Annotated in this window: 19 protein-coding genes; 13 read left to right on the top strand and 6 right to left on the bottom strand. The window is 64.6% G+C overall.

What is annotated here, in order from left to right; all coding sequences use genetic code 11:
* Window positions 1-48: 48 nt before the first annotated feature.
* The 3 genes from GM676_RS04070 to GM676_RS04080 are packed head-to-tail and all read left to right on the top strand — an operon-like array spanning window position 49 to window position 4,197.
* Entirely contained in the window at window positions 49-1,887 is a 1,839-nt protein-coding gene (locus GM676_RS04070) for a DUF885 domain-containing protein (RefSeq protein WP_155462110.1), read from the top strand.
* 48 nt (window positions 1,888-1,935) lie between these two features.
* Entirely contained in the window at window positions 1,936-3,195 is a 1,260-nt protein-coding gene (locus GM676_RS04075; RefSeq protein ID WP_155462228.1) for a D-amino acid dehydrogenase, read from the top strand.
* Window positions 3,196-3,237: 42 nt separating this feature from the next.
* A complete protein-coding gene (locus GM676_RS04080; protein WP_155462111.1) occupies window positions 3,238-4,197 on the top strand; it encodes a tetratricopeptide repeat protein in 960 nt (319 codons plus the stop codon).
* A 1-nt stretch (window position 4,198) separates the two neighbouring features.
* On the opposite strand, the gene GM676_RS04085 is transcribed toward GM676_RS04080, so the two are convergent.
* The gene (locus GM676_RS04085; protein ID WP_155462112.1) at window positions 4,199-5,173 is read right to left on the bottom strand and encodes a LysR family transcriptional regulator; all 975 of its coding nucleotides are present in this window, start codon (window positions 5,171-5,173) and stop codon (window positions 4,199-4,201) included.
* A 121-nt stretch (window positions 5,174-5,294) separates the two neighbouring features.
* Here GM676_RS04085 and GM676_RS04090 point away from each other — a divergent pair, with 121 nt between their 5' ends.
* On the top strand, window positions 5,295-6,227 hold the full coding sequence (locus tag GM676_RS04090) for an MBL fold metallo-hydrolase (RefSeq protein WP_155462113.1): 933 nt from the start codon (window positions 5,295-5,297) through the stop codon (window positions 6,225-6,227).
* A 1-nt stretch (window position 6,228) separates the two neighbouring features.
* Window positions 6,229-6,852: a response regulator transcription factor gene (locus GM676_RS04095; protein WP_155462114.1), complete on the top strand. Its 624-nt coding sequence runs from the start codon at window positions 6,229-6,231 to the stop codon at window positions 6,850-6,852.
* Here the strand turns inward: GM676_RS04095 and GM676_RS04100 are convergent.
* Genes GM676_RS04100 through GM676_RS04115 form a run of 4 tightly spaced genes read right to left on the bottom strand, consistent with a single transcriptional unit; the run spans window position 6,849 to window position 10,109 of the window.
* Window positions 6,849-7,505, bottom strand: a complete 657-nt coding sequence (locus GM676_RS04100; protein ID WP_155462115.1) for a YoaK family protein — start codon at window positions 7,503-7,505, stop codon at window positions 6,849-6,851. The two genes, GM676_RS04095 and GM676_RS04100, sit on opposite strands and share 4 nt — an antisense overlap.
* Window positions 7,492-7,926 carry a DoxX family protein gene (locus tag GM676_RS04105; RefSeq protein WP_155462116.1) on the bottom strand — a complete coding sequence of 145 codons (435 nt, stop codon included), beginning with the start codon at window positions 7,924-7,926 and terminating at the stop codon, window positions 7,492-7,494. Before GM676_RS04105 ends, GM676_RS04100 begins: the two co-directional genes overlap by 14 nt.
* Window positions 7,926-9,845, bottom strand: a complete 1,920-nt coding sequence (locus tag GM676_RS04110) for an amidohydrolase (protein ID WP_155462117.1) — start codon at window positions 9,843-9,845, stop codon at window positions 7,926-7,928. The genes GM676_RS04105 and GM676_RS04110 overlap by 1 nt, the downstream gene beginning before the upstream one ends.
* Entirely contained in the window at window positions 9,846-10,109 is a 264-nt protein-coding gene (locus tag GM676_RS04115; protein ID WP_155462118.1) for a DUF1427 family protein, read from the bottom strand.
* A 141-nt stretch (window positions 10,110-10,250) separates the two neighbouring features.
* Here GM676_RS04115 and GM676_RS04120 point away from each other — a divergent pair, with 141 nt between their 5' ends.
* Window positions 10,251-13,247, top strand: a complete 2,997-nt coding sequence (locus tag GM676_RS04120) for a ligand-binding sensor domain-containing protein (RefSeq protein WP_155462119.1) — start codon at window positions 10,251-10,253, stop codon at window positions 13,245-13,247.
* On the opposite strand, the gene GM676_RS04125 is transcribed toward GM676_RS04120, so the two are convergent.
* Window positions 13,248-13,895 carry a response regulator gene (locus tag GM676_RS04125; protein WP_155462120.1) on the bottom strand — a complete coding sequence of 216 codons (648 nt, stop codon included), beginning with the start codon at window positions 13,893-13,895 and terminating at the stop codon, window positions 13,248-13,250.
* 220 nt (window positions 13,896-14,115) lie between these two features.
* Here GM676_RS04125 and GM676_RS04130 point away from each other — a divergent pair, with 220 nt between their 5' ends.
* From GM676_RS04130 to GM676_RS04160, 7 genes are all read left to right on the top strand, one after another.
* Entirely contained in the window at window positions 14,116-14,418 is a 303-nt protein-coding gene (locus GM676_RS04130) for a hypothetical protein (RefSeq protein WP_211923142.1), read from the top strand.
* A 27-nt stretch (window positions 14,419-14,445) separates the two neighbouring features.
* Window positions 14,446-15,120: a LuxR C-terminal-related transcriptional regulator gene (locus GM676_RS04135; RefSeq protein WP_155462122.1), complete on the top strand. Its 675-nt coding sequence runs from the start codon at window positions 14,446-14,448 to the stop codon at window positions 15,118-15,120.
* A 14-nt stretch (window positions 15,121-15,134) separates the two neighbouring features.
* On the top strand, window positions 15,135-15,470 hold the full coding sequence (locus tag GM676_RS04140) for a hypothetical protein (protein ID WP_229262527.1): 336 nt from the start codon (window positions 15,135-15,137) through the stop codon (window positions 15,468-15,470).
* 69 nt (window positions 15,471-15,539) lie between these two features.
* Window positions 15,540-17,654, top strand: coding sequence for a TonB-dependent receptor (locus tag GM676_RS04145; protein ID WP_155462123.1), 2,115 nt, complete (start codon window positions 15,540-15,542; stop codon window positions 17,652-17,654).
* Window positions 17,655-17,705: 51 nt separating this feature from the next.
* A complete protein-coding gene (locus GM676_RS04150) occupies window positions 17,706-18,359 on the top strand; it encodes a MarR family winged helix-turn-helix transcriptional regulator (protein ID WP_155462124.1) in 654 nt (217 codons plus the stop codon).
* Window positions 18,360-18,393: 34 nt separating this feature from the next.
* Window positions 18,394-18,930, top strand: coding sequence for a carboxymuconolactone decarboxylase family protein (locus tag GM676_RS04155; RefSeq protein ID WP_155462125.1), 537 nt, complete (start codon window positions 18,394-18,396; stop codon window positions 18,928-18,930).
* A gap of 9 nt (window positions 18,931-18,939) precedes the next feature.
* Complete coding sequence (locus GM676_RS04160) at window positions 18,940-19,449, top strand: redoxin domain-containing protein (RefSeq protein WP_155462126.1); 510 nt, start codon at window positions 18,940-18,942, stop codon at window positions 19,447-19,449.
* The last annotated feature ends 50 nt before the right edge of the window (window positions 19,450-19,499 follow it).

The raw sequence follows: 19,499 nt of genomic DNA on the forward strand, positions 1-19,499 counted from the left end.
GGGCGGCAAGCTAAGGTCGGCCTTTCGCCGCTTCTTACAAAGGATGCCATGACTTATACCCGCCGCGACTTCCTGTTGGCCACCCTCGCAGCTACCGCTGCTCCCGGCCTGGCCTTTGCCGACACCACCAACCCGGCCGACGCCAAATTCACCAAACTGCTGGACGATATCGCGGAAGAGGCGCTGCACCTGTCGCCGACCAGCGCCACCGGCCTTGGCCTGGATAAGGGCGAACGCGCGGCCTTGAAGTCGCAGCTGGAAGACGTCTCACCGGCTGGTGACGCGGCATGGGAAGCCGAAGTCAAATCCATTCAGACCCGCCTGCGCGCCATCGACCGCCAAGCCCTGAGCGCCGATGCGCAAATCCGCTACGACACCGTCGCCTACGCGGCCGAATCGGGCATCGCCGGTCTGCGCTTCCCGTTTGGCGGCGCGGCCGCAGGCTTCAATGGCGGCACCGCGCCATTCCCTGTCACGCAGCAGGACGGCGCGCTGACCCGCATTCCGGAATTCCTCGACTCGCAGCACGCCATCGCCAACGCCGCCGATGCGGAAGCCTACATCGAACGCCTGGCCGCCATGGCCAGGGTGCTGGACCAGGAAACCGCGCGCATCGCCGAGCAAGCCGCCAAGGGCATCATGCCGCCGGACTTCATCTGCCGCACCGCGCTGGGCCAGCTGCAGGATTTCCGCAAGACCGCCGCCGACCAGCAAAAGCTGGTGACCTCGATCACCGGGCGCACGCAAAAACAGAACATCGCCGGCGACTGGCACGCGCGTGCCCTGAAACTGGTGGAAGGTTCGGTGTATCCGGCGCTGGAACGCCAGATCGCCGCCTTCAGCAAAGCCGCCGCCAAGGCCACCAACGTGGCCGGCGTGCATCGCCTGCCGGACGGCGCGGCCTACTACGAGTGGGCGCTGCGTCTCGGCACGTCGACCACGCGCGGCGCGAAGGAAATCCACGCCATCGGTCTGGAACAGAACAAGCAGCTGCAAGCGCGCATCGACGCCATCCTGAAAAAACAGGGCATCACGCAGGGCACGGTGGGCCAGCGCCTGCTGGCGCTGTCGAAAGACCCGCAGCGCTTCTACGCCGACAACGACAAAGGCCGCGAAGAGCTGATCGCCTACTGCAACGAGCGCGTGGACGCGGTGCGCAAGCTGATGCCGCAAATTTCGCACCTCGACCTGAAAGTGCCGCTGCAAATCAAGCGCGTGCCGACCGATATCGAGGCCGGCGCGCCACTGGGCTATATGAACTTCGCTTCACTGGACGGTTCGCGCCCGGCCATCTACTACATCAACCTGAAATCGACCACGCTGTGGCCGAAGTCGGAAATCGCCACCCTGACCGCGCACGAAGGCCTGCCGGGCCACGCATGGCAAGGCGCCTATCTGGCCGAGCACCACGGCGAGCTGCCGCTGATCTCTTCGCTGATCGGCTTTAACGCCTTCGTCGAGGGCTGGGCGCTGTATGCGGAACAGCTGGTCGATGAATTTGGCCTGTACGCCAACGATCCGTTCAGCCAGATCGGCTATCTCCAGGCGCAGCAATTCCGCGCCTGCCGCCTGGTGGTGGACACCGGCATGCACGCCATGAAGTGGACGCGCGAACAGGCGATCCGCTTCCTGGTCGAGAACACCGGCCGTGGCCAGCAAGCCATGACCAGCGAGATCGATCGCTACACCGTATCGCCGGGCCAGGCCTGCGGCTACAAGATGGGCCACAACGAAATCCTGCGCCAGCGCGAGCGCGCCAAGGCGGCGCTGGGCGGCAAATTCGACCTGCCGGGCTTTAACGATGCGCTGGTGTCCAGCTGCGGCGTGCCGCTGACGGTGCTGCCGACGGTGATCGACCGTTATATCGCGAAACAACAGAAAGCATAAAATTTGTTTCGGAGGCGATGGTTTTCTTGTAACATTGTTATGCCTATCATGAAAACCATCGCCATCATCGGCGGCGGCGTCACCGGAGTGACTACCGCCTATGCCCTCGCCAAGCGCGGCTTCGCCGTCACCCTGCTGGAACGCCATCGCTACGTGGCGATGGAAACCTCATATGCCAACGGCGGCCAGCTGTCGGCCTCCCATGCGGAAGTCTGGAACCACCGCGCCACCATCGCCAAGGCGTTGCAATGGATGCTGCGCAGCGATGCGCCGCTGCTGGTGCACCTGCATCCAACGTGGCACAAGCTGTCCTGGTTTGGCGAATTTATCGGCGCCATGCCGCACTATCACGACAACACCATCGCCCTGGCCCGCATGGCGGTGGCCGCGCGCGAGCACCTGTTTCAGTGGGCCGAGGATGAAGGCCTGGAGTTCGACCTGAAACGCCAGGGCATACTGCACATCCACCGCGACCGCGCGGAGTTCGAGCATGCGCTGGCGGTCAGCAGGCTGCTGGCGCGCGGCGGCGTGCCGCGCCGCGCCGTCACGCCGGACGAGATGCGCGCCATCGAACCGGCGCTGCAAGGCCAGTACTACGGCGGCCATTACACCGAAAGCGACAGCAGCGGCGATATCCATAAATTCACCACCGGCCTGGCGCAGGCGGCGCAGCGCCTCGGCGCTCAGCTGCGCTTCAACCAGCAGGTGGTGCAGCTCAGCGCCAGCGACCGTGGCGTCAGCGTCACCGTGTTGCAAGGCGACGGCGCCGACATCACCGATTATGACGGCGTGGTGATCTGCGCCGGCGCCGCCAGCCGTGAACTCGCGGCACAGGTGGGCGATCACGTCAACGTCTATCCCGTGAAGGGCTATTCCGTCACCGTGCATTTGGAGGACGCGGCCAGCCGCGCCGCCGCGCCGCAAGTCAGCCTGGTGGACGATACCGTGAAGCTGGTCAGCAGCCGTCTCGGCGAGGACCGTTTGCGCGTGGCCGGCACCGCCGAGTTCCACGGTTTTAACCGCGACATCCGCGCCGACCGCATCGCGCCGCTGACGGCCTGGGTGCAGCAAAACTTCCCGGAGGTGAGCACGCGCAGCATCACGCCATGGGCCGGGCTGCGGCCCATGATGCCGGACCTGATGCCGCGCGTAGGCCCCGGCAAGGCGCCGGGCGTGTTCTACAACACGGGCCACGGCCATCTCGGCTGGACCTTGTGCGCCGCCACCGCCGACCTGGTGGCCGCCAGCATCGCCGCCGCCCGCGACTCTGTGCTGCAACGCACCGCAGGCCCCTTGAAATTGGCGTAAACTACCTTCATCTTAGGCCTGTCTTCACCAGGAGGTAATGAAATGACGGCGAAATCTATTGTACGTATCACCATGCTGGCCGGCGCTCTGGCGTTCGCGGCCCCTGTATTTGCCGCCGAGCCGACCATTCACGAGGTGTATGTCGCAGCCGAAGCGGGCAAGTACGCCGAAGCGCAGGCGATGATGGATCAGGTGCTGAAGGCGCACCCCAACAGCGCCACCGCGTATTTTGTCGAGGCCGAGTTGCAAGCCAAGCAAGGCCAGTTCGTGGCCGCGCAAGCCTCGCTGGCCAAGGCCGAGCAGCTGTCGCCCGGACTGCCGAAAGTCAAACCGGAGGCACTGGCCAAGCTGAAAACCCTGCTGGCGGAGGGCCAGAAGACCAATTATTCGCAGCAGCCGGCGCGCCATGCCAACGCCAACAATGGCGGCGGCAGCAATTACGGCAGCGGCGGATACGCCAACGCGCCGCAGAGCAGCGGCATTTCGTTCGGCGGCATCCTGATCATCGGTTTGGGCCTGGCCGGCTTTATCTGGCTGGCCACGCGCTTCATGCAGCGCCGCCAGCAGCAGGCCGCCAACGATGGCTTCAACCCGGCCGGCTACAATCCGGGTTCGGCGCCGGGCTATCCTCCGGGCGGCGGCTATCCTCAGCAAGGCTACCCACAGCAGGGCTACGGCCAGCCGGGTTATGGCCAGCCTGGGCAGCCAGGCATGGGTTCGCGCATCATGGGCGGCCTGGCCACCGGTGCGGCGGTCGGCGCGGGTATCGTTGCGGGTGAGGCGCTGGCGCGCCAGTTCACCGGCGGCCACGATTCCAATTCCAGCTCTGGCCACGACCAGCCACGCAACGACATCGTCTACGACGATCCATCCTCGCGCGATGAACTGCTGCGCCGCGACGACATGGGCGGCAACGACTTCGGCACCAGCGGTGGCTGGGACGATGGCGGCAGCAGCGGCGGAGGTGACAGTGGTGGTGGCGGTGGCGGCGACTGGGACTGATCTACCTCACGGAGCGGCGTTCCGCCGCTCCGGCAGCCAGCATGGCCACATCCCAGTAGGCCGGGCTGCCAAAATACTCCCTCAGATGACGTATCAATAGCTGTGCCTTGGCCTGATTCGAACGGCCAGGCATGTGCACCGCATGAATGGCCGGTTCGTTCGGATCGCGCCGCACATTGACGCCGCCCTGCTCCACCGGCAACATCGGAAACACCGGCACCAGCTGGCCGGCGACGATCGCATCGCTGGCCAGCCAGTTCGCCAGATGGACGATGCCGGCGCCGCTGATGGCCGCGTGCAGCAGCGAGTCGGTATCGTCGCAGCGCAAGCGGCCCTTGACCGGCAAGGGCTGATAGCCATTCACGCCCTCAAAACGCCACCAGCCGCGCGGCGGCACGCGGCCGTTCACCGTCAGGCACTCATGATTCAGCAGGTCTTCGGGCGACTTGGGCCAGCCATGTTTTTCCAGATAGGCGGGACTGGCGCTGACCACCCGGTTCATGCCCGCCAGATGGGTCGCCACCAGATCGCTGGCCGGCAGCACGCCGGCGCGCACCGCCACGTCCACGCGGCGCGCCGACAGGTCCACCACGTCGTCGCTGACATGCAGATCCACCTCGATCAGCGGGTGCCGCTGCAAGAAGGCGGCAATCGCCGGCGCCACGTGCAGCCGGCCGAATGCCGCCGGCGCGGTCACGGTCAGCAGGCCGCGCGGTTCGCTGTCCAGTTCCTGCACGGCGTTCATGCCGTCCGCCAGTTCGGCCAGGATGTTGCGGGCGCGCGGCAGGAAGCGCTCGCCGGCGTCGGTGACGATCACCTGCCGCGAGCTGCGCAGCAGCAGGCGCGCGCCCAATTCCGTCTCCAGCGCATCAATCTTGCGCGATACCGAGGACACCGCCATTTCCAGCTGCACCGCCGCCCGCGACAAGCTGCCAAGTTCCACTACAGTAACGAAGCATTTCAAACCGTCAATCATCTTTTCCTCATCGATGCGGATCTTTGCGCATTACGCAAAGACTATTTGCCTTTTTACATATTGTGCCATTTTTTGCAAAGCAGCATACTTCAGTTATCGATGAATTGTTAAGGACGCCAACATGAAAATTACACCACTGATCGCCGCGCTCTTCGCCGCCCCCGCCTTCGCCGCCGCGCCGCTGGCCGGCACCAACGCGCCGGGCTTCCACCGCATCACGCTGGGCGACTTTGAAGTGACCGCCATCAGCGACGGCACGGTCGATCTGCCGGTCGACAAGCTGCTGCACGAGCCAGCTGAAACCACCACCAAGGCGCTGGCCCGCAACTTCCAGAGCGTGCCGACCGAGACCTCGGTCAACGGCTTCCTGATCAACACCGGCAGCAAGCTGATTCTGGTGGACACCGGCGCCGGCGGCCTGTTTGGCCCTACCCTGGGCAAGCTGGTGGCCAACATCAAGGCCTCGGGCTATCAGCCGGAACAGATCGATGAAATCTACCTGACCCACCTGCACCCGGACCATGTGGGCGGCCTGGCGGCCAACAGCCAGATCGTGTTCCCCAACGCCGTGGTGCGTGCCGACAAACGCGATACCGACTTCTGGCTGAGCCAAGCCAACCAGGATAAGGCACCGTCCGACAGCAAGGACTTCTTCCAGGGCGCGGTGGCCTCGCTGTCGCCCTACGCGACGGCGCAGCACCTCAAGCCATTCAGCGGCGACACCGAACTGGCGCCGGGCGTGCGCGCCACGTCCAGCTACGGCCACACGCCGGGCCACACCATCTACACGGTGGAAAGCAAGGGCAAGAAGCTGGTGCTGATCGGTGACCTGATCCACGTCGGCGCGGTGCAGTTCGACCATCCGGAAGTGACCATCGGCTTCGACAGCGACGCCAAGAGCGCCGCCGCCGCGCGCGCCAAGGTATTCCAGGCCGTAGCCAAGGATGGCTCGCTGGTCGGCGCTTCGCACCTGTCCTTCCCGGGCCTGGGCCACTTGCGCAGCAACGGCAAGGCCTATCAGTGGGTGCCGGTGGCCTACACGCAGTTGCGCTGACATGGGCAATCCTATTTCCGTACTGGTCGTCGACGACCATCCGCTGTTGCGGGCAGGCCTGGGCGAGGCTATCTCCACCCAGGCCGACATGATCGTCGTCGGCGAAGCGTGCAATGGCCGCGAGGCGGTGGATGCCTATCAGGCGCTGCGGCCGGACGTCACCATCATGGATATCGCCATGCCGGAGATGGACGGTGTCACGGCTTTGCAGGAAATCCGGCGCGAGCATAACAACGCCCGCGTCGTGATGCTGACCACCTACAAGGGCGACGCGCAAATCCTGCGCGCCGTGCAAGGCGGTGCGGCGGGCTTCCTGTTGAAGAGTACTTTGCGCAAGGACTTGCTGGACACCGTGCGCGGCGTCCACATGGGCCAGCGCCGCATACCACCGGAGATCGCGATGGAACTGGCCCAGCACATGGGCCAGGGTCCGTTGAGTTCAAGGGAAATGGAAGTATTGAATTATGCGGCGAGTGGACATTCCAATCGCCGCATCGCCGAGCGCCTGACGATTTCCGAGGAAACCGTCAAGGCTCATATGAAGAACGTGCTGGCCAAGCTGGCCGCGAACGATCGCACTCACGCGGTGACGATCGCTCTCAAACGCGGGATTATCACCATCTAATCCTTTGCCGCCGCCGCGAGCCACACCAGCATCGCGCACGGCAGCAGCAAGCCATGGAAGCCAGCCAGCACAAAGGCCACGCCGCCGCTCATGCAGCCGGCGGCGAAGCCCAGCACCGGCCAGGTCAGCTTCTTGCAACGGCCGATCGCTTCCGCATCGCCGCGCAGCGAATCCACCAACTCGATCACCAGCGTCGTGACGTTACCGGTCATGACGGTGGTTGCCGCCGTCTTGCCCAGCAATAGCTTGCCGTAGGTGTTCTGCACCGCCATGGCGCCGGCGCACAGGCAGCCGGTGAGCAGCGTCAGTGGCGCCGACGCTTCCACCACCGGCGCCGCCTGCCACGCGCACAGCACCGTCGCCATCATCATGAACAGCTGGAACAGGAAGCTGTTGCGCAGCGTCTTGCCGCCGCCGCGGTCCCAGTGCAGTATCGCCAGCCGCGCCAGCGCGACAAACAACATAAACACCGGGAACACCATCAGCTTGATGCCGATGGCTTGCGAGGGCTCGATCAGCGCCCGGCCGATCAGCACGAAGTTGCCCGTCACGTGGGCCGTGAACAGGCCGAATAGCCCGACAAAGCCCAGCGTGTCCACGTAGCCGGCCAGGAAACCCAGCACCGCGCCCTGTTTGATATCACCGCGTTCCATTACTACCTTTCTGTAAATCGAGCCAGGCCACCAACAGGAAAGCACCGGTCAGTCCAAGGTGCTCGAAGAAGCTGTTGGCCGCCATGAAGCGCTCCTGGCCGCCCATCTCCCAGAAACGGTTGGCCACAAAAGTCGCCATCAGCGTGAACACGCCGAGGAAGCCAGCGCCCAGCCAGCGGTAAAAGCCGGTAAGGATGGCCACCGAGGCGCCCAGTTCCAGCGCGATCACCAGCGCCGCCAGAGGCGCCGCCGGCGACAGGCCGAAATGCCGCATCTCGCCGATGGCGGAATTGAAGTCGGTCAGCTTGTTGACGCCACCCTGGATATAGGCGGCGCACAACAGCAGCAGACATATCCAGCGTATCCACTGCGCGCGTTCGGCGAGCGAACGCGCGGTGGTCGCGATGGCAGGCGCCCGCATCAAACCGCCCAGCAGGCGCAACCCAGCGCGCCCCAGAAGCTCTTGAGGTCCGACACCGGCATCTTGCTGGCCCACGAGTTGGCGTGCTGGTGGCCGTGCACATTGCAGTTGTTGGCGCAGCCGCAGGCGGCGGCTTGCTGCTCGCGCTCACGTTTCTGCTGCAACTGGCGCTTCTCCAGTTCCTTGAGCGCGGCACGGCTGGTGCCCTGCTTCTCGCCCCAGCCGGCGTAGCCGCCGTAACGGCGCACCGGCGACCAATCCGGCATGGCCGGCGGCGGTGGCGTATCGTGGCTGGCGAAAGCGCCCGCCGCGTACACCACGTTGCCGCCCACGATGGTCAGGTCGGAAGTCAGATCCCAGATCTCGCTTTCGGCGCAGGCGTAGAAATCCTTGTCCGGCACGATCAGGTCTGCCAGCTGGCCGACCTGGATGCGGCCCTTCTTGCCTTCCTCGTTGGAGAACCAGGTGGTGTTCTCGGTCCACATGCGCAGCGCGGTTTCGCGGTCCAGGCAATTGGCGCGCGGGTAGAGCTGGGCGCCGCTGACGGTTTTACCGGTGATCATCCAGGCCAGCGATACCCACGGATTATAGGAAGCCACACGGGTGGCGTCGGTGCCGGCCGAGGTTTTCACGCCCGACTCCAGGATCTTCTTGATCGGCGGCGTGGCTTCGGCGGCGCCATGGCCGTAACGCTCGATGAAGTACTCGCCCTGATAGGCCATGCGGTGCTGCACGGCGACGCCGCCACCCAGCGCGGCGATACGGTCGATCGATTGCTGCGAGATGGTTTCGGCATGATCGAAGAACCAGTTCAGGCCTTCCAGCGGAATGTCCTGATTCACGCGTTCGAACACGTCCAGCGCGCGGCTGATGGTTTCGTCGTAGGTGGCATGCATGCGCCATGGCCAGCGGTTCTGCGCCAGCACGCGCACCACGCCTTCCAGATCTTCTTCCATATTGGCCGGCATGTCGGGCCGCGGCTGGCGGAAGTCTTCAAAGTCGGCTGCCGAGAAGGTCAGCATTTCGCCGGCGCCGTTGTGGCGGAAGTAGTCGTCGCCCTGCTGATACTTCACGCTTTGCGTCCAGTTGATGAAGTCTTCCTTCTCCTGCTTGGGCTTCTGCGTGAACAGGTTGTAGGCCATGCGGATGGTCAGCTGCCTGGCGTCGGCCAGCTGCTGGATCACCTGATAGTCTTCCGGATAGTTCTGGAAGCCGCCGCCGGCGTCGATCACGCCGGTCACGCCCAGGCGATTCAGTTCGCGCATGAAGTGGCGGGTCGAGTTGACCTGGTATTCCAGCGGCAGTTTCGGGCCCTTGGCCAAAGTCGCGTAGAGGATGGAGGCATTGGGCTTGGCCAGCAGCAGGCCGGTCGGATTGCCGGAGCCGTCGCGCAGGATCTGGCCACCCGGCGGTTCCGGCGTGTCCTTGGTGTAGCCGACGGCGCGCAGCGCGGCGCCGTTCAGCAGGGCGCGGTCGTACAGGTGCAGGATGAATACTGGCGTATCCGGCGCCACCGCGTTCAATTCTTCGATGGTCGGCAGGCGCTTCTCGGCAAACTGGTGCTCGGTGAAGCCACCCACCACACGCACCCATTGCGGCGCCGGCGTGATCGCCACCTGTGCCTTCAGCATGGCCATGGCGTCGGCCAGCGAACGCACGCCATCCCAGCGCAGCTCAAGGTTGAAATTCAGGCCGCCACGGATGATGTGGCAGTGGTTATCGATCAGGCCTGGCAGCACGCGCTTGCCTTGCAGGTCGATGATTTTGGTGGCCGGTCCGGCCAGCGCCATGATGTCATTGGCACGGCCGACGTGGGTGAATTTGCCATCCTTGATGGCGACGGCTTCCGCCGTCGGATTGCCGCGGTCCAGCGTGGTGAACAGGCCGCGGTGAAGAATCAGATCGGGTGTTTGCGACATTTAGGTGCTCCTGGTTTCATCGGACTTTTGCGCGGATGGCAGTTGGCCGAAACAATGCGGCTTGACGTGGTCTTCGATCCACGACACTTGCCTGGCTTCCGGCTTCCAGATCTGGCGCAGCAGCGGCGGCAACTGCTCGCCGAGCAGCATCCCTAGCAGGCCGACCAGCGCGATCACCGGCGGCGCCGGCGAACGGACGTTCAGGAAGCCGTATATGAGGCCGACCAGCAAGCCGACGGCCAACGATACGATATACATTTTCATGATTTAGCATAGCTCCAGTAAGTAAATCGTGCGCACAGTGTAGAGAGCACGCGTGGTTCTGGCATCACTGGTATTGATCGTGCCTTCCCCTTCCTTTTGGGGGATCTCAACTTGCGCCTGGATAGGTGCTAAAATGACCAGATGACGACTGCACGCGCAACCCTGCTCCTGCATGCCGCTGTCCTGTGCGGCTTGCTATGGTGCGTGCCAGCTTCGGCCCAGCGGCCCGCCGCCCGCCAGCAAGACCAATACACCCACACCGCCTGGAGCGCGCTCGATAACGCGCCGGTCGACATCCTCAATATCGCGCAAACCAGCGACGGCTGGCTATGGCTGGCCGCCGGCAGCGGCTTGTACCGCTTCGACGGCCGCCGCTACGAACGCATGGACAGCGTGGAAGGCCACACGCTCCAGTCCTTCAACGTGCGCACGCTGTACGCCCCGCCCGAAGGCGGCTTGTGGGTCGGTTACCGCACCGGCGGCGGCATCAGCTTTTTCCGCAACGGCCAGGCGCGCCATTACGCGGCTGACGACGGGCTGCCGGCCGGCGCCATCACCAGCATTGCGCGCGCGCCGGACGGCGTGCTGTGGGTGGCCGCGCGCGACGGCCTCGCGCGGCTGGCGGGCGACCGCTTCGTCACCGCCGGCGAAGCCGACGGCTTGCCGCAACGGCGCACGCGCCAGGTGCTGTTCGACCGCAACGGGCGGCAATGGGTGGCCATGCAGGGCGGGATATACAGCCGTGCCGATGTCCGCTCGCCGTTCCGCCAGGCCTGGCCGCACGGCGATTTGAGCGGCATGGCGCTGGCGCCCGACGGCTCGGTGTGGGCGTCCGATATCGACAGCTACTACCGCATGCAGCCCGAGGCGCCGCCCGGCAACGCGGCCGCCAGGCCTGCGCTCAGCGGCAGCAATATGCATTACGATCGCGATGGCAATATGTGGCTGTTCCGCGCCGGCGGCATGGAGCGGCGCAACGCCGGCAGCGGCACGGCGCAGCAGCAGGAACTGAGCGGCGGCCTGCCGCAAAGCTTTTTCCAGGACCGCGAAGGCAATGTGTGGATCGGCACCTCGGCCGGCCTGAATCGCTTCCGCCGCAACCGGCTGCTGACGCTCCCGCTGCAAATCATGTTCAACCGCCCCGCCATCGCGCCGGCCAGCGGCGGCGGCGTGTGGGCCGGCGACCGCATCGGCGCCCTGCATGCATTGGGGCCGGAGGGCGAGCGGCGCAACGTGCTGTCCGGGCATATCTCGGCGCTGTACCGCGATCCGGACGGCGTGCTCTGGGCCGGCAACGACGATGAGGTATGGAGCGTTGACGGCGGCCGCGTGGAGCGCTATCCGCTGCCGCCGGAGGCGCGCAGCTACGAGGTGCAGGCCATGAGCCGCGCGCCGGGCGGCGGCCTGTGGGTCTCCATCGTGCGCGAAGGCCTGTACCTGCTCAAGGACGGCAAGTGGCAGCGGCGCGACGACCTGCCGCTGCTCACGCCCGCCACAGTCGACCGCTTCCCCACCTGCCTGGCCGATGGCGGCAACGGCGTGCTGTGGGCCGGCTACATCCGCAACCATATCGTCCGCATCGCCAATGGCGCGGCCACGGTGTACGGCGTCGACCAGGGACTGGAGCTGGGCAATGTGCTGACCATGTATCGCAGCGGCGGCCAGCTGTGGGCCGGCGGCGAGCGCGGTGTGGCCTGGTTTGACGGCGAGCGCTTCGTCTCGCTGCACGGCCGCAAGGGCGAGAGTTTCCGTGGCGTGTCCGGCATCGCCCGCACCGCGAAAGGCGATCTTTGGCTGTTCGGCACCGAGGGCCTGAGCCGCGTCAGCGCGGAGCAGGTGGCGCTGACCCAGCGCCAGCAAGGCCACGAGGTGGACTACGAACGCTTCGACGCCCACGACGGCCTGCTGGGCGCCGCATCGCAGTTGCGCCCCATGCCTTCGCTGGTGCTGGGCGACGACGGCCTGCTGTGGATGGCCACCGCCAACCGCATCCACTGGATCGATCCTTCGCACATTTCACGCAATCCGGTGGCGCCGCCAGTGGTGGTACAAGACCTGGCGATCGGCGAGCAGCGCTACAGCCCCCTGCCCGGCCTGGAACTGCCGCAATCGACCAACAGCCTGCGCATCGATTACACGGCGCTCAGCCTGAGCGTGCCGGAACGGGTGCGCTTCCGCTACCGGCTGGATGGGGTGGACAAGGACTGGCAAGACCCCGGCACGCGCCGCCAGGCTTTCTATACCAATCTCGATCCCGGCCATTACCGCTTCCGCGTGATGGCGGCCAATGAAGACGGCGTGTGGAATCCGCAGGAAACGCAACTGGCGTTCAGCATTCCGCCCACCTTCATCGAAACCATGTGGTTCAAGCTGCTGTGCGCGATGGCGGTGGGGCTGCTGCTCTGGGCGGCCTACCGCTTGCGGCTGCGACAGGTCACCAACCAGCTGCGCCGCCGCCTCGAAGACCGCGCCGACGAGCGCGAACGCATCGCCCGCACGCTGCACGACACTTTCCTGCAAAGCGTGCAAGGCCTGATGCTACGCGTGCAAACCCTGCTCAAGCGTCTGCCGCCGGGCGGCGAAGCTTATCTGCTGGTGGAGAAAATCCTCAATCAGGCCGACCAGGTGCTGGCCGAGGGCCGCGAGCAAGTCAGCGGCTTGCGCAGCGTGGGCGCGTGGCAGCATGACTTGCCGCGCCTGTTCAGCGAACTGGGACAGGAACTGCGCGAGGAACACGCGGCCGATTTCGCGCTGATCGTCACCGGCCAGCTGGCGGCGCTGAACGACCACGCCGGCGAGCACCTGTACCACATCGGCCGCGAAGCGCTGCTCAACGCTTTCCGCCACGCGGGCGCTTGCCGCATCGAGCTGGAACTGGGTTATGGGCCGGACCACATCACGCTGGAAGTGCGCGACGACGGTCGCGGCATTCCGGACGACGTGCTGGCGGCCGGCGAGCTGCCCGGCCACTGGGGCTTGACCGGCATGCGCGAGCGCGCGGCCAAGATCGACGCCACGCTGGATTTGTGGTGCCGCTTCGCGCTGGGAACGGTGGTGCAGGTGCGCGCGCCGGCAGCGGCGGCCTACCAGCGCCGGCGCGGCGCGCTGCGGCGCTGGCTGATGCGGGAAGCCGCGTAGTTACTGGATAATCCCGCAGGAGTGCAGGTCAAGGATGCCGCGTTCGATCGCCAGCGTGACGGCGTGGGTGCGGTCGCTGGCGTTCAGCTTGGCCAGGATGCTCTTCATGTGCACCTTGACCGTCTCCTCGGAAATCGCCAGGTGCATGCCAATGCGCTTGTTGCTCTGGCCTCCGGCCACCAGTTGCAGCACTTCGACCTCGCGCTTGCTCAGCGCTCCCTCATGCCAATGCTCGGCGATGCCGCTGGCCACCGCCGCCGGAATGCTGCGCCGTCCTTCGTGCACGCAACGAATGGTCGCCAGCAGCTCCTTGCGCAACATGCTCTTGAGCAGATAGCCGGATGCGCCGGCCGCGATCGCGCGCTGCGCCAGCACGTCGCCCTCGTAGGTGGTCAGCACCACGATCCGCGCATGCGGGAACTCCTTGCGGATGGCGATGGTGGCGTCGATGCCGTTCATGTCCGGCATCTGGATGTCCATCAGCGTGACGTCGGGCCGCAGGCGGCGCCAGGCTTCCACCGCCTGCACGCCGTTGGTGGCCTCCTCCACCAGCTGCATATCCTCTTCGTCGGCGATCACGCTGGCTATGCCCTCACGGAACATGGGGTGGTCATCCACGCTCAGGATGGTGATAGGCGGCGGGTTCATGGGCATCAATCTCGCGAATAAAGTTCTGACATCTGGCCCAAAGCATGCCATAAGCGCAAGGTTTTGCCTATACCTCCATCTGGGTAGGCACCACCTCCCGGATCGGGGCGTGGCAAAACGATGTGGAAAGCTTAATCTTCTGTTCATGCGAGGATTCAGTTCCAGTTTCCCGCGCGGTGGCGCGGGAGTCGGTCTCTTGTTGTTAAGGGCAGCCGTGGGCTTGCAGCTACTGTTGGAGAGCGGCTGCGGCGGCGTCACGCCCTGGTGGCTGGCGCTGTTGGAACTGGCGCTGGTACTGGCCCTGGCGATCGGCATCCTGACGCCGGTGGCGGCCCTGCTCAGCGGGGCTTTCCAGGTGGCCTGCCTGGCCCACGCAGACTGGCCGCACACGGCGCCGCTGATGATCGCCACCGTGACGGCGATCGCGCTGGTGCTGATGGGCGGAGGCGCTTACTCGCTGGATGCGCGCCTGTTCGGGCGCCGCCGCCTGATCGTGCCGGCCAACCCATTGGATAGCGATTGATAGCATTTCTATTTTTAGGAGAGTGACATGCGAGTGGATACCCGATCCTGGCCACAGGCCGCCGTTGGCGGCACCGGCAACACCAATGCCATCGTCCAGCAAGGCGAAAAAATCAGTGTGCGGATCGCGCATGCGGACCCGATTGTCAACGCCGGCCTGGCCGCGCTGCTCGGCGCCCACGCCGACATGGACATCACCAGCGAAGGCACCGCCGATGTGATCATCATCGACCACCGCGGCGGGCTGGAACACATGCGCCGCAGCGCCAGCGCCCACCACGGCGAACAGCAGCCCAAGGTGCTGATCGTCACCCAGCTGGAACGCGAATGGGAAGTACGCACCGCCATGATGGCCGGCGTGCATGGCTACCTGCTGCAAAACGCCGATTCGGAACAGCTGCTGACCGCCGTGCGCACCCTCAGCCGCGGCATGCGCTACCTGAGCTCTGAACTGAGCCGCTGCGTGGCCGACAGCTTCACCCGCATCGGCCTGACCAGCCGCGAGACCGATGTGCTGCAACTGCTGGCCCAGGGCCAGTGCAACAAATCGATCGCGCGCGAACTGGGGATCGGCGTCGGCACCGTCAAAACCCACGTCAAAGGTCTTTTTGACAAGCTTGGCGCAACGGCGCGCACCCACGCCGTGGTGCTGGCCACGCGGCGCGGTCTGGTGGGCGATTCGTACCTGAATCAGCCGCATTGAGGTAAAATCGCGGCATGCAAGCCCCGGCCATCAACATCAACACACCACATCGCCAGACGCGCTACCAGCGCGTCATGATGTTCTTCGTGCTGCTGTTCCTGGCGCTGCAACTGCTGGGAGCCAACTCCCACACCCACGCTTACACCGATCACGAACCCGATTGCGCCGCCTGCTCGGTGGTGCATCTGCCTGCCGGCGGCGTCCCGCCGGCCAGCGTTACCGTCGCTCCGGTGGCGCTGCAAACCAGCCTGCCGGTGCTGGCGCCGCCCACCGTGGTGCGCGCCGCGCAAACCGGCTATTTCACCCCGCCTTCCCACGCGCCGCCCGGCGTTGCTGTTTCTTCCATCTGAATTTCTCCGCACGCTTGCACCCACCGTGGGTGCCGCCTGCGCACGCCTGAACCTATTCAAGGATTTAACATGCAACGCAAGCCACAACTCCGTACCCTGCCCCTGCTGATCGCAGCCGTCTTCTACGCCCAGCACGTCCACGCCGACGACGACGCATCGGTCCCGCAAGTGGAAGTCACCGCCGCCCACCTGAAAAGTGCGCGCATCGATCTGTCGCCCAACATCGGCACCACTGTCTACAGCGTCGACAAGCACATGATCAATCAACTCGGCCAGGGCGACAACACGCCGTTCAATGAAGTGCTGCTGCGCCTTCCCGGCGTGAGCCAGGACTCCAAGGGTTCCGGCTCGATCCATGTGCGCGACGATCACGCCAACGTGCAGTACCGCGTCAACGGCGTGCAGTTGCCGGAATCGATCAGCGGCTTCGGGCAATCGATCGATACCCGTTTCGTCGAATCGACCGACTTCATTACCGGCGCGCTGCCGGCGCAATTCGGCCTGCGCACCTCCGGGATTGTCGATATCCAGACCAAGGAAGGCCAGCCTGGCAGCGGCGGCCGCATCGGCGTGCTGGTGGGCAGCCATGACCACGTTGAACCGAGCGCGGAGTTCTTCGGCACGCAGGGCGCGTTCAACTACTACCTGTCCGGCAGCTACCTGTCGAACAATCTGGGCATCGAAAACCCACAGCCCACCACCAGAGCGCTGCACGACCGCACCAAGCAAGCCAAGTCCTTCGGCACGCTATCCTACTTCGTCGACGATAACACCCGCCTCGGACTGATGTTCGGCACTTACAACGGCCGCTTCCAGATTCCGAACAACCCGGACCAGCAGCCCTCCTTCGCCGTCACCGGAGCGACCGCGCCCGACTCGGCGCAACTGGATGAACGCCAGCGCGAGCTGAATCGCTTCCTGGTGCTGTCGCTGCAAAAAAGCCTGGGCGACCTGAATTACCAGGTGTCGGCCTTCCACCAATATTCGGAACTGCGCTATACGCCCGATCCTGTGGGCGACCTGGCCTACAACGGCGTGGCGTCCAACACCCTGCGCACCAACTCCGCCAACGGCGTGCAGTTCGACGCCAGCTACAAGTTGAATAACACCCACACCCTGCGCACCGGCGTGGCCTACACCCGACAGACCACGCACAGCGATAACACAGTGGGTGTGTTCGACCTGAATGACGATGGCACCCAGGCCAGTACCGATCCACGCACCATCATCGACAACAGCGCCAAGACCGGCAAGCTGTCCAGCGTTTATTTGCAAGACGAGTGGCATATCGGCGCGCCGCTGACCATCAACTATGGCGTACGTTTCGACAAAGTGGACGCCTTCGTCAACGAGCAGCAATGGAGCCCGCGCATCAACGTGGCTTACCAGTTGGCCAAGGGCACGGCGCTGCACGCCGGCTATTCGCGCTACTTCACGCCACCACCGCAGGAGCTGGCGGCGCAATCGAGCATCGACAAATACGCCGGCACCTCGAACGCGCCGGAAGTGCCGGTGTCGGACAACGTCAAGTCCGAGCGTACGCATTACTTCGACGTCGGCGTCAGCCACCAGCTGAGCGAATCGCTGACCGTGACGGCGGACGCCTACTACAAGAAGATCCGTAACATGCTGGATGAAGGACAGTTCGGCCAGGCCCTGATCCTGTCGCCGTTTAACTATGACCGCGGCTACGCCAAGGGGCTGGAGCTGTCCGGCGTGTACAACCAGAAGAACTGGGGCGCCTTCCTCAACGTGACCACGCAGAAGGCCGAGGGCACCAACATCATCTCCGGCCAGTCGCTGTTCGGTCCCGATGAATTGGCGTATATCGCCAATCACTACATCCACGTCGACCACGACCAGACCGTCACGCTGTCCGGCGGCGCTCACTATCACTGGGGCGACAACCAGATCAGCAGCGACTTCCTGTACGGCAGCGGCTTGCGCATGACGCCGGACGGGGGCGCGCCAAACTCGGGCCACCTGCCGCACTACACCACCGTCAACCTGGCGCTGACGCACACCTGGAAGGCCACCCCGGTCGGCACTGTGGAAGGCCGCCTGGCCCTGATCAATGCCTTCGATAAGTCCTATCTGCTGCGTGACGGCTCGGGCGTGGGCGTGGGCGCGCCACAGTACGGCGAGCGCCGTTCGCTGTATGCGGGGCTTTCCACCAGCTTTTAAATATCATTAGGAGTCCTTGCTAATTCGGATTTGCTGTGTATAATGCGAAGCATGGACACCAAATCTAAAAAGCCGTGGCAGGATACGCCGGATGTTTCGGCCCGTATCATCACCTCTATCGGCCGCATCGCCAGTGTGATGCGGTCCGGTATGTGGGAGTTCGCCACGGCTGAAAACCTCAACCCTACGCAGGCCGAGATGCTGCAACTGCTTCAAGGCCGCAAGCAAGGGGTACGCTTGTCCTGGCTGGCGTCGCAGTTGTCGATCAGCGCGGCCAGTGCCAGCGATTCGGTATCGGCCTTGGTGTCCAAGGGTTTGCTGTACAAGGCGCGGGCGGAAGACGACGGCCGCGCCACCGCACTCTTTCTCACCGTGGAAGGTGCGGCCATGGCGGCCCGTATCGGCAGCGCTCTGAATTTTGCCGAACAAGCGGCGGATGCCCTGCCTGCGTCGCAGCAGGCGGAACTCCTCTCCGGTTTGTTCAAACTGATCGCGCAGTTGCAAAAGACCGATCGCTTCCCCGAGATGCGTGCCTGTCTGTCGTGCCGGTTCTTTGAGCCGAACCGCCATCCGGGCAAGCCCGCTCCGCACCACTGTGGTTTGGTGGATGCGCCTTTGTCAGTACCGCTGTTGCGCATGGATTGCCTTGAACACGAGCCGGCCGATCCGGCGGCCAAGGCGCGCAACTGGAAAGTCTTCGCTTAAAATTTTTTTAATCAATTTAATTAGGAGTCCTATCATGTCGCGTATTAATCTTGTTACCGATGCCACCGGCGAACGTCAGCAACTGCTGGCACAGATCCATGGCGCGTTCGGCGCCACTCCCAATATGTTCAAGGCCGTGGCCAACTCCACCGCCGCGCTGAAAAGCATGTGGGGTTCCTTCGGCGCGCTGGGTGGAGGCGTCATCAACGCCAAACTCGGCGAACAGATCGCCGTCGCCATCGCCGACCGCAACGATTGCGAATACTGCCTGGCCGCGCACACCGTGTTGGGCCGCAAGGCCGGCGCCACCGCCGAGGAGATGAGCGCCGCGCAAGCCGGCCACTCGGCCGATCCGAAAACCGCCGCCGCCCTGCGCTTTGCCGTCGCAGTGGTCAACAACCGCGCCCAGATCGCCGATGAAGAAGTGACAGCCCTGCGCGACGCCGGCTTCAACGACGAAGAAATCGTTGAAATCCTGGCCCACGTGGCGCTCAATCTGTTCACCAACTACGTCAACGTGGCGTTCAAGGTGCCGGTCGACTTCCCGTCGGTCAAACTGCGCGCCAAATAAGGAGCCGCCATGTCCTCTATCGCCCCCGAACTACAGGTTGCGGCATGGCTGAACAGCGCCCGGCCGCTGTCGCTGCAACAGCTGCGCGGAAAGGTCGTGGTGATCTACGCCTTCCAGATGCTGTGTCCCGGCTGCGTTTCACACGGCATCCCGCAGGCCAAGGCCATCCGCGCCGCCTTTGACGAGCAAGACGTGGCGGTGCTCGGGCTGCACTCGGTGTTCGAGCACCACGCGGTGATGAACCGCGAAGCGCTGGAAGCCTTCGTGCACGAGTACCGCATCGGCTTCCCGGTGGCGATAGACCAGCCTTCGGCCCACGGTCCGATTCCGCTGACCATGGAGGAATACCAGTTGCGCGGCACGCCGACCTTGATTGTGATCGACCGCGAAGGCCGGCTGCGGCTCAGCCATTTCGGCCGCGCCGAGGACATGCAAGTCGGCGCGCTGATTGGCCAGCTGGTGGGAGAAGCCCCAGCGCAGCAAGTAGTGTGCGACGATACCGCGTGCAGCATCCGCTGACACCTTGAACGCCAGCGCTGTTCGATTGCTTATTTTGTAACGTATAATCG

It is taken from the genome of Duganella radicis, from assembly GCF_009720825.1.
Lineage (GTDB): Bacteria > Pseudomonadota > Gammaproteobacteria > Burkholderiales > Burkholderiaceae_D > Rugamonas > Rugamonas radicis.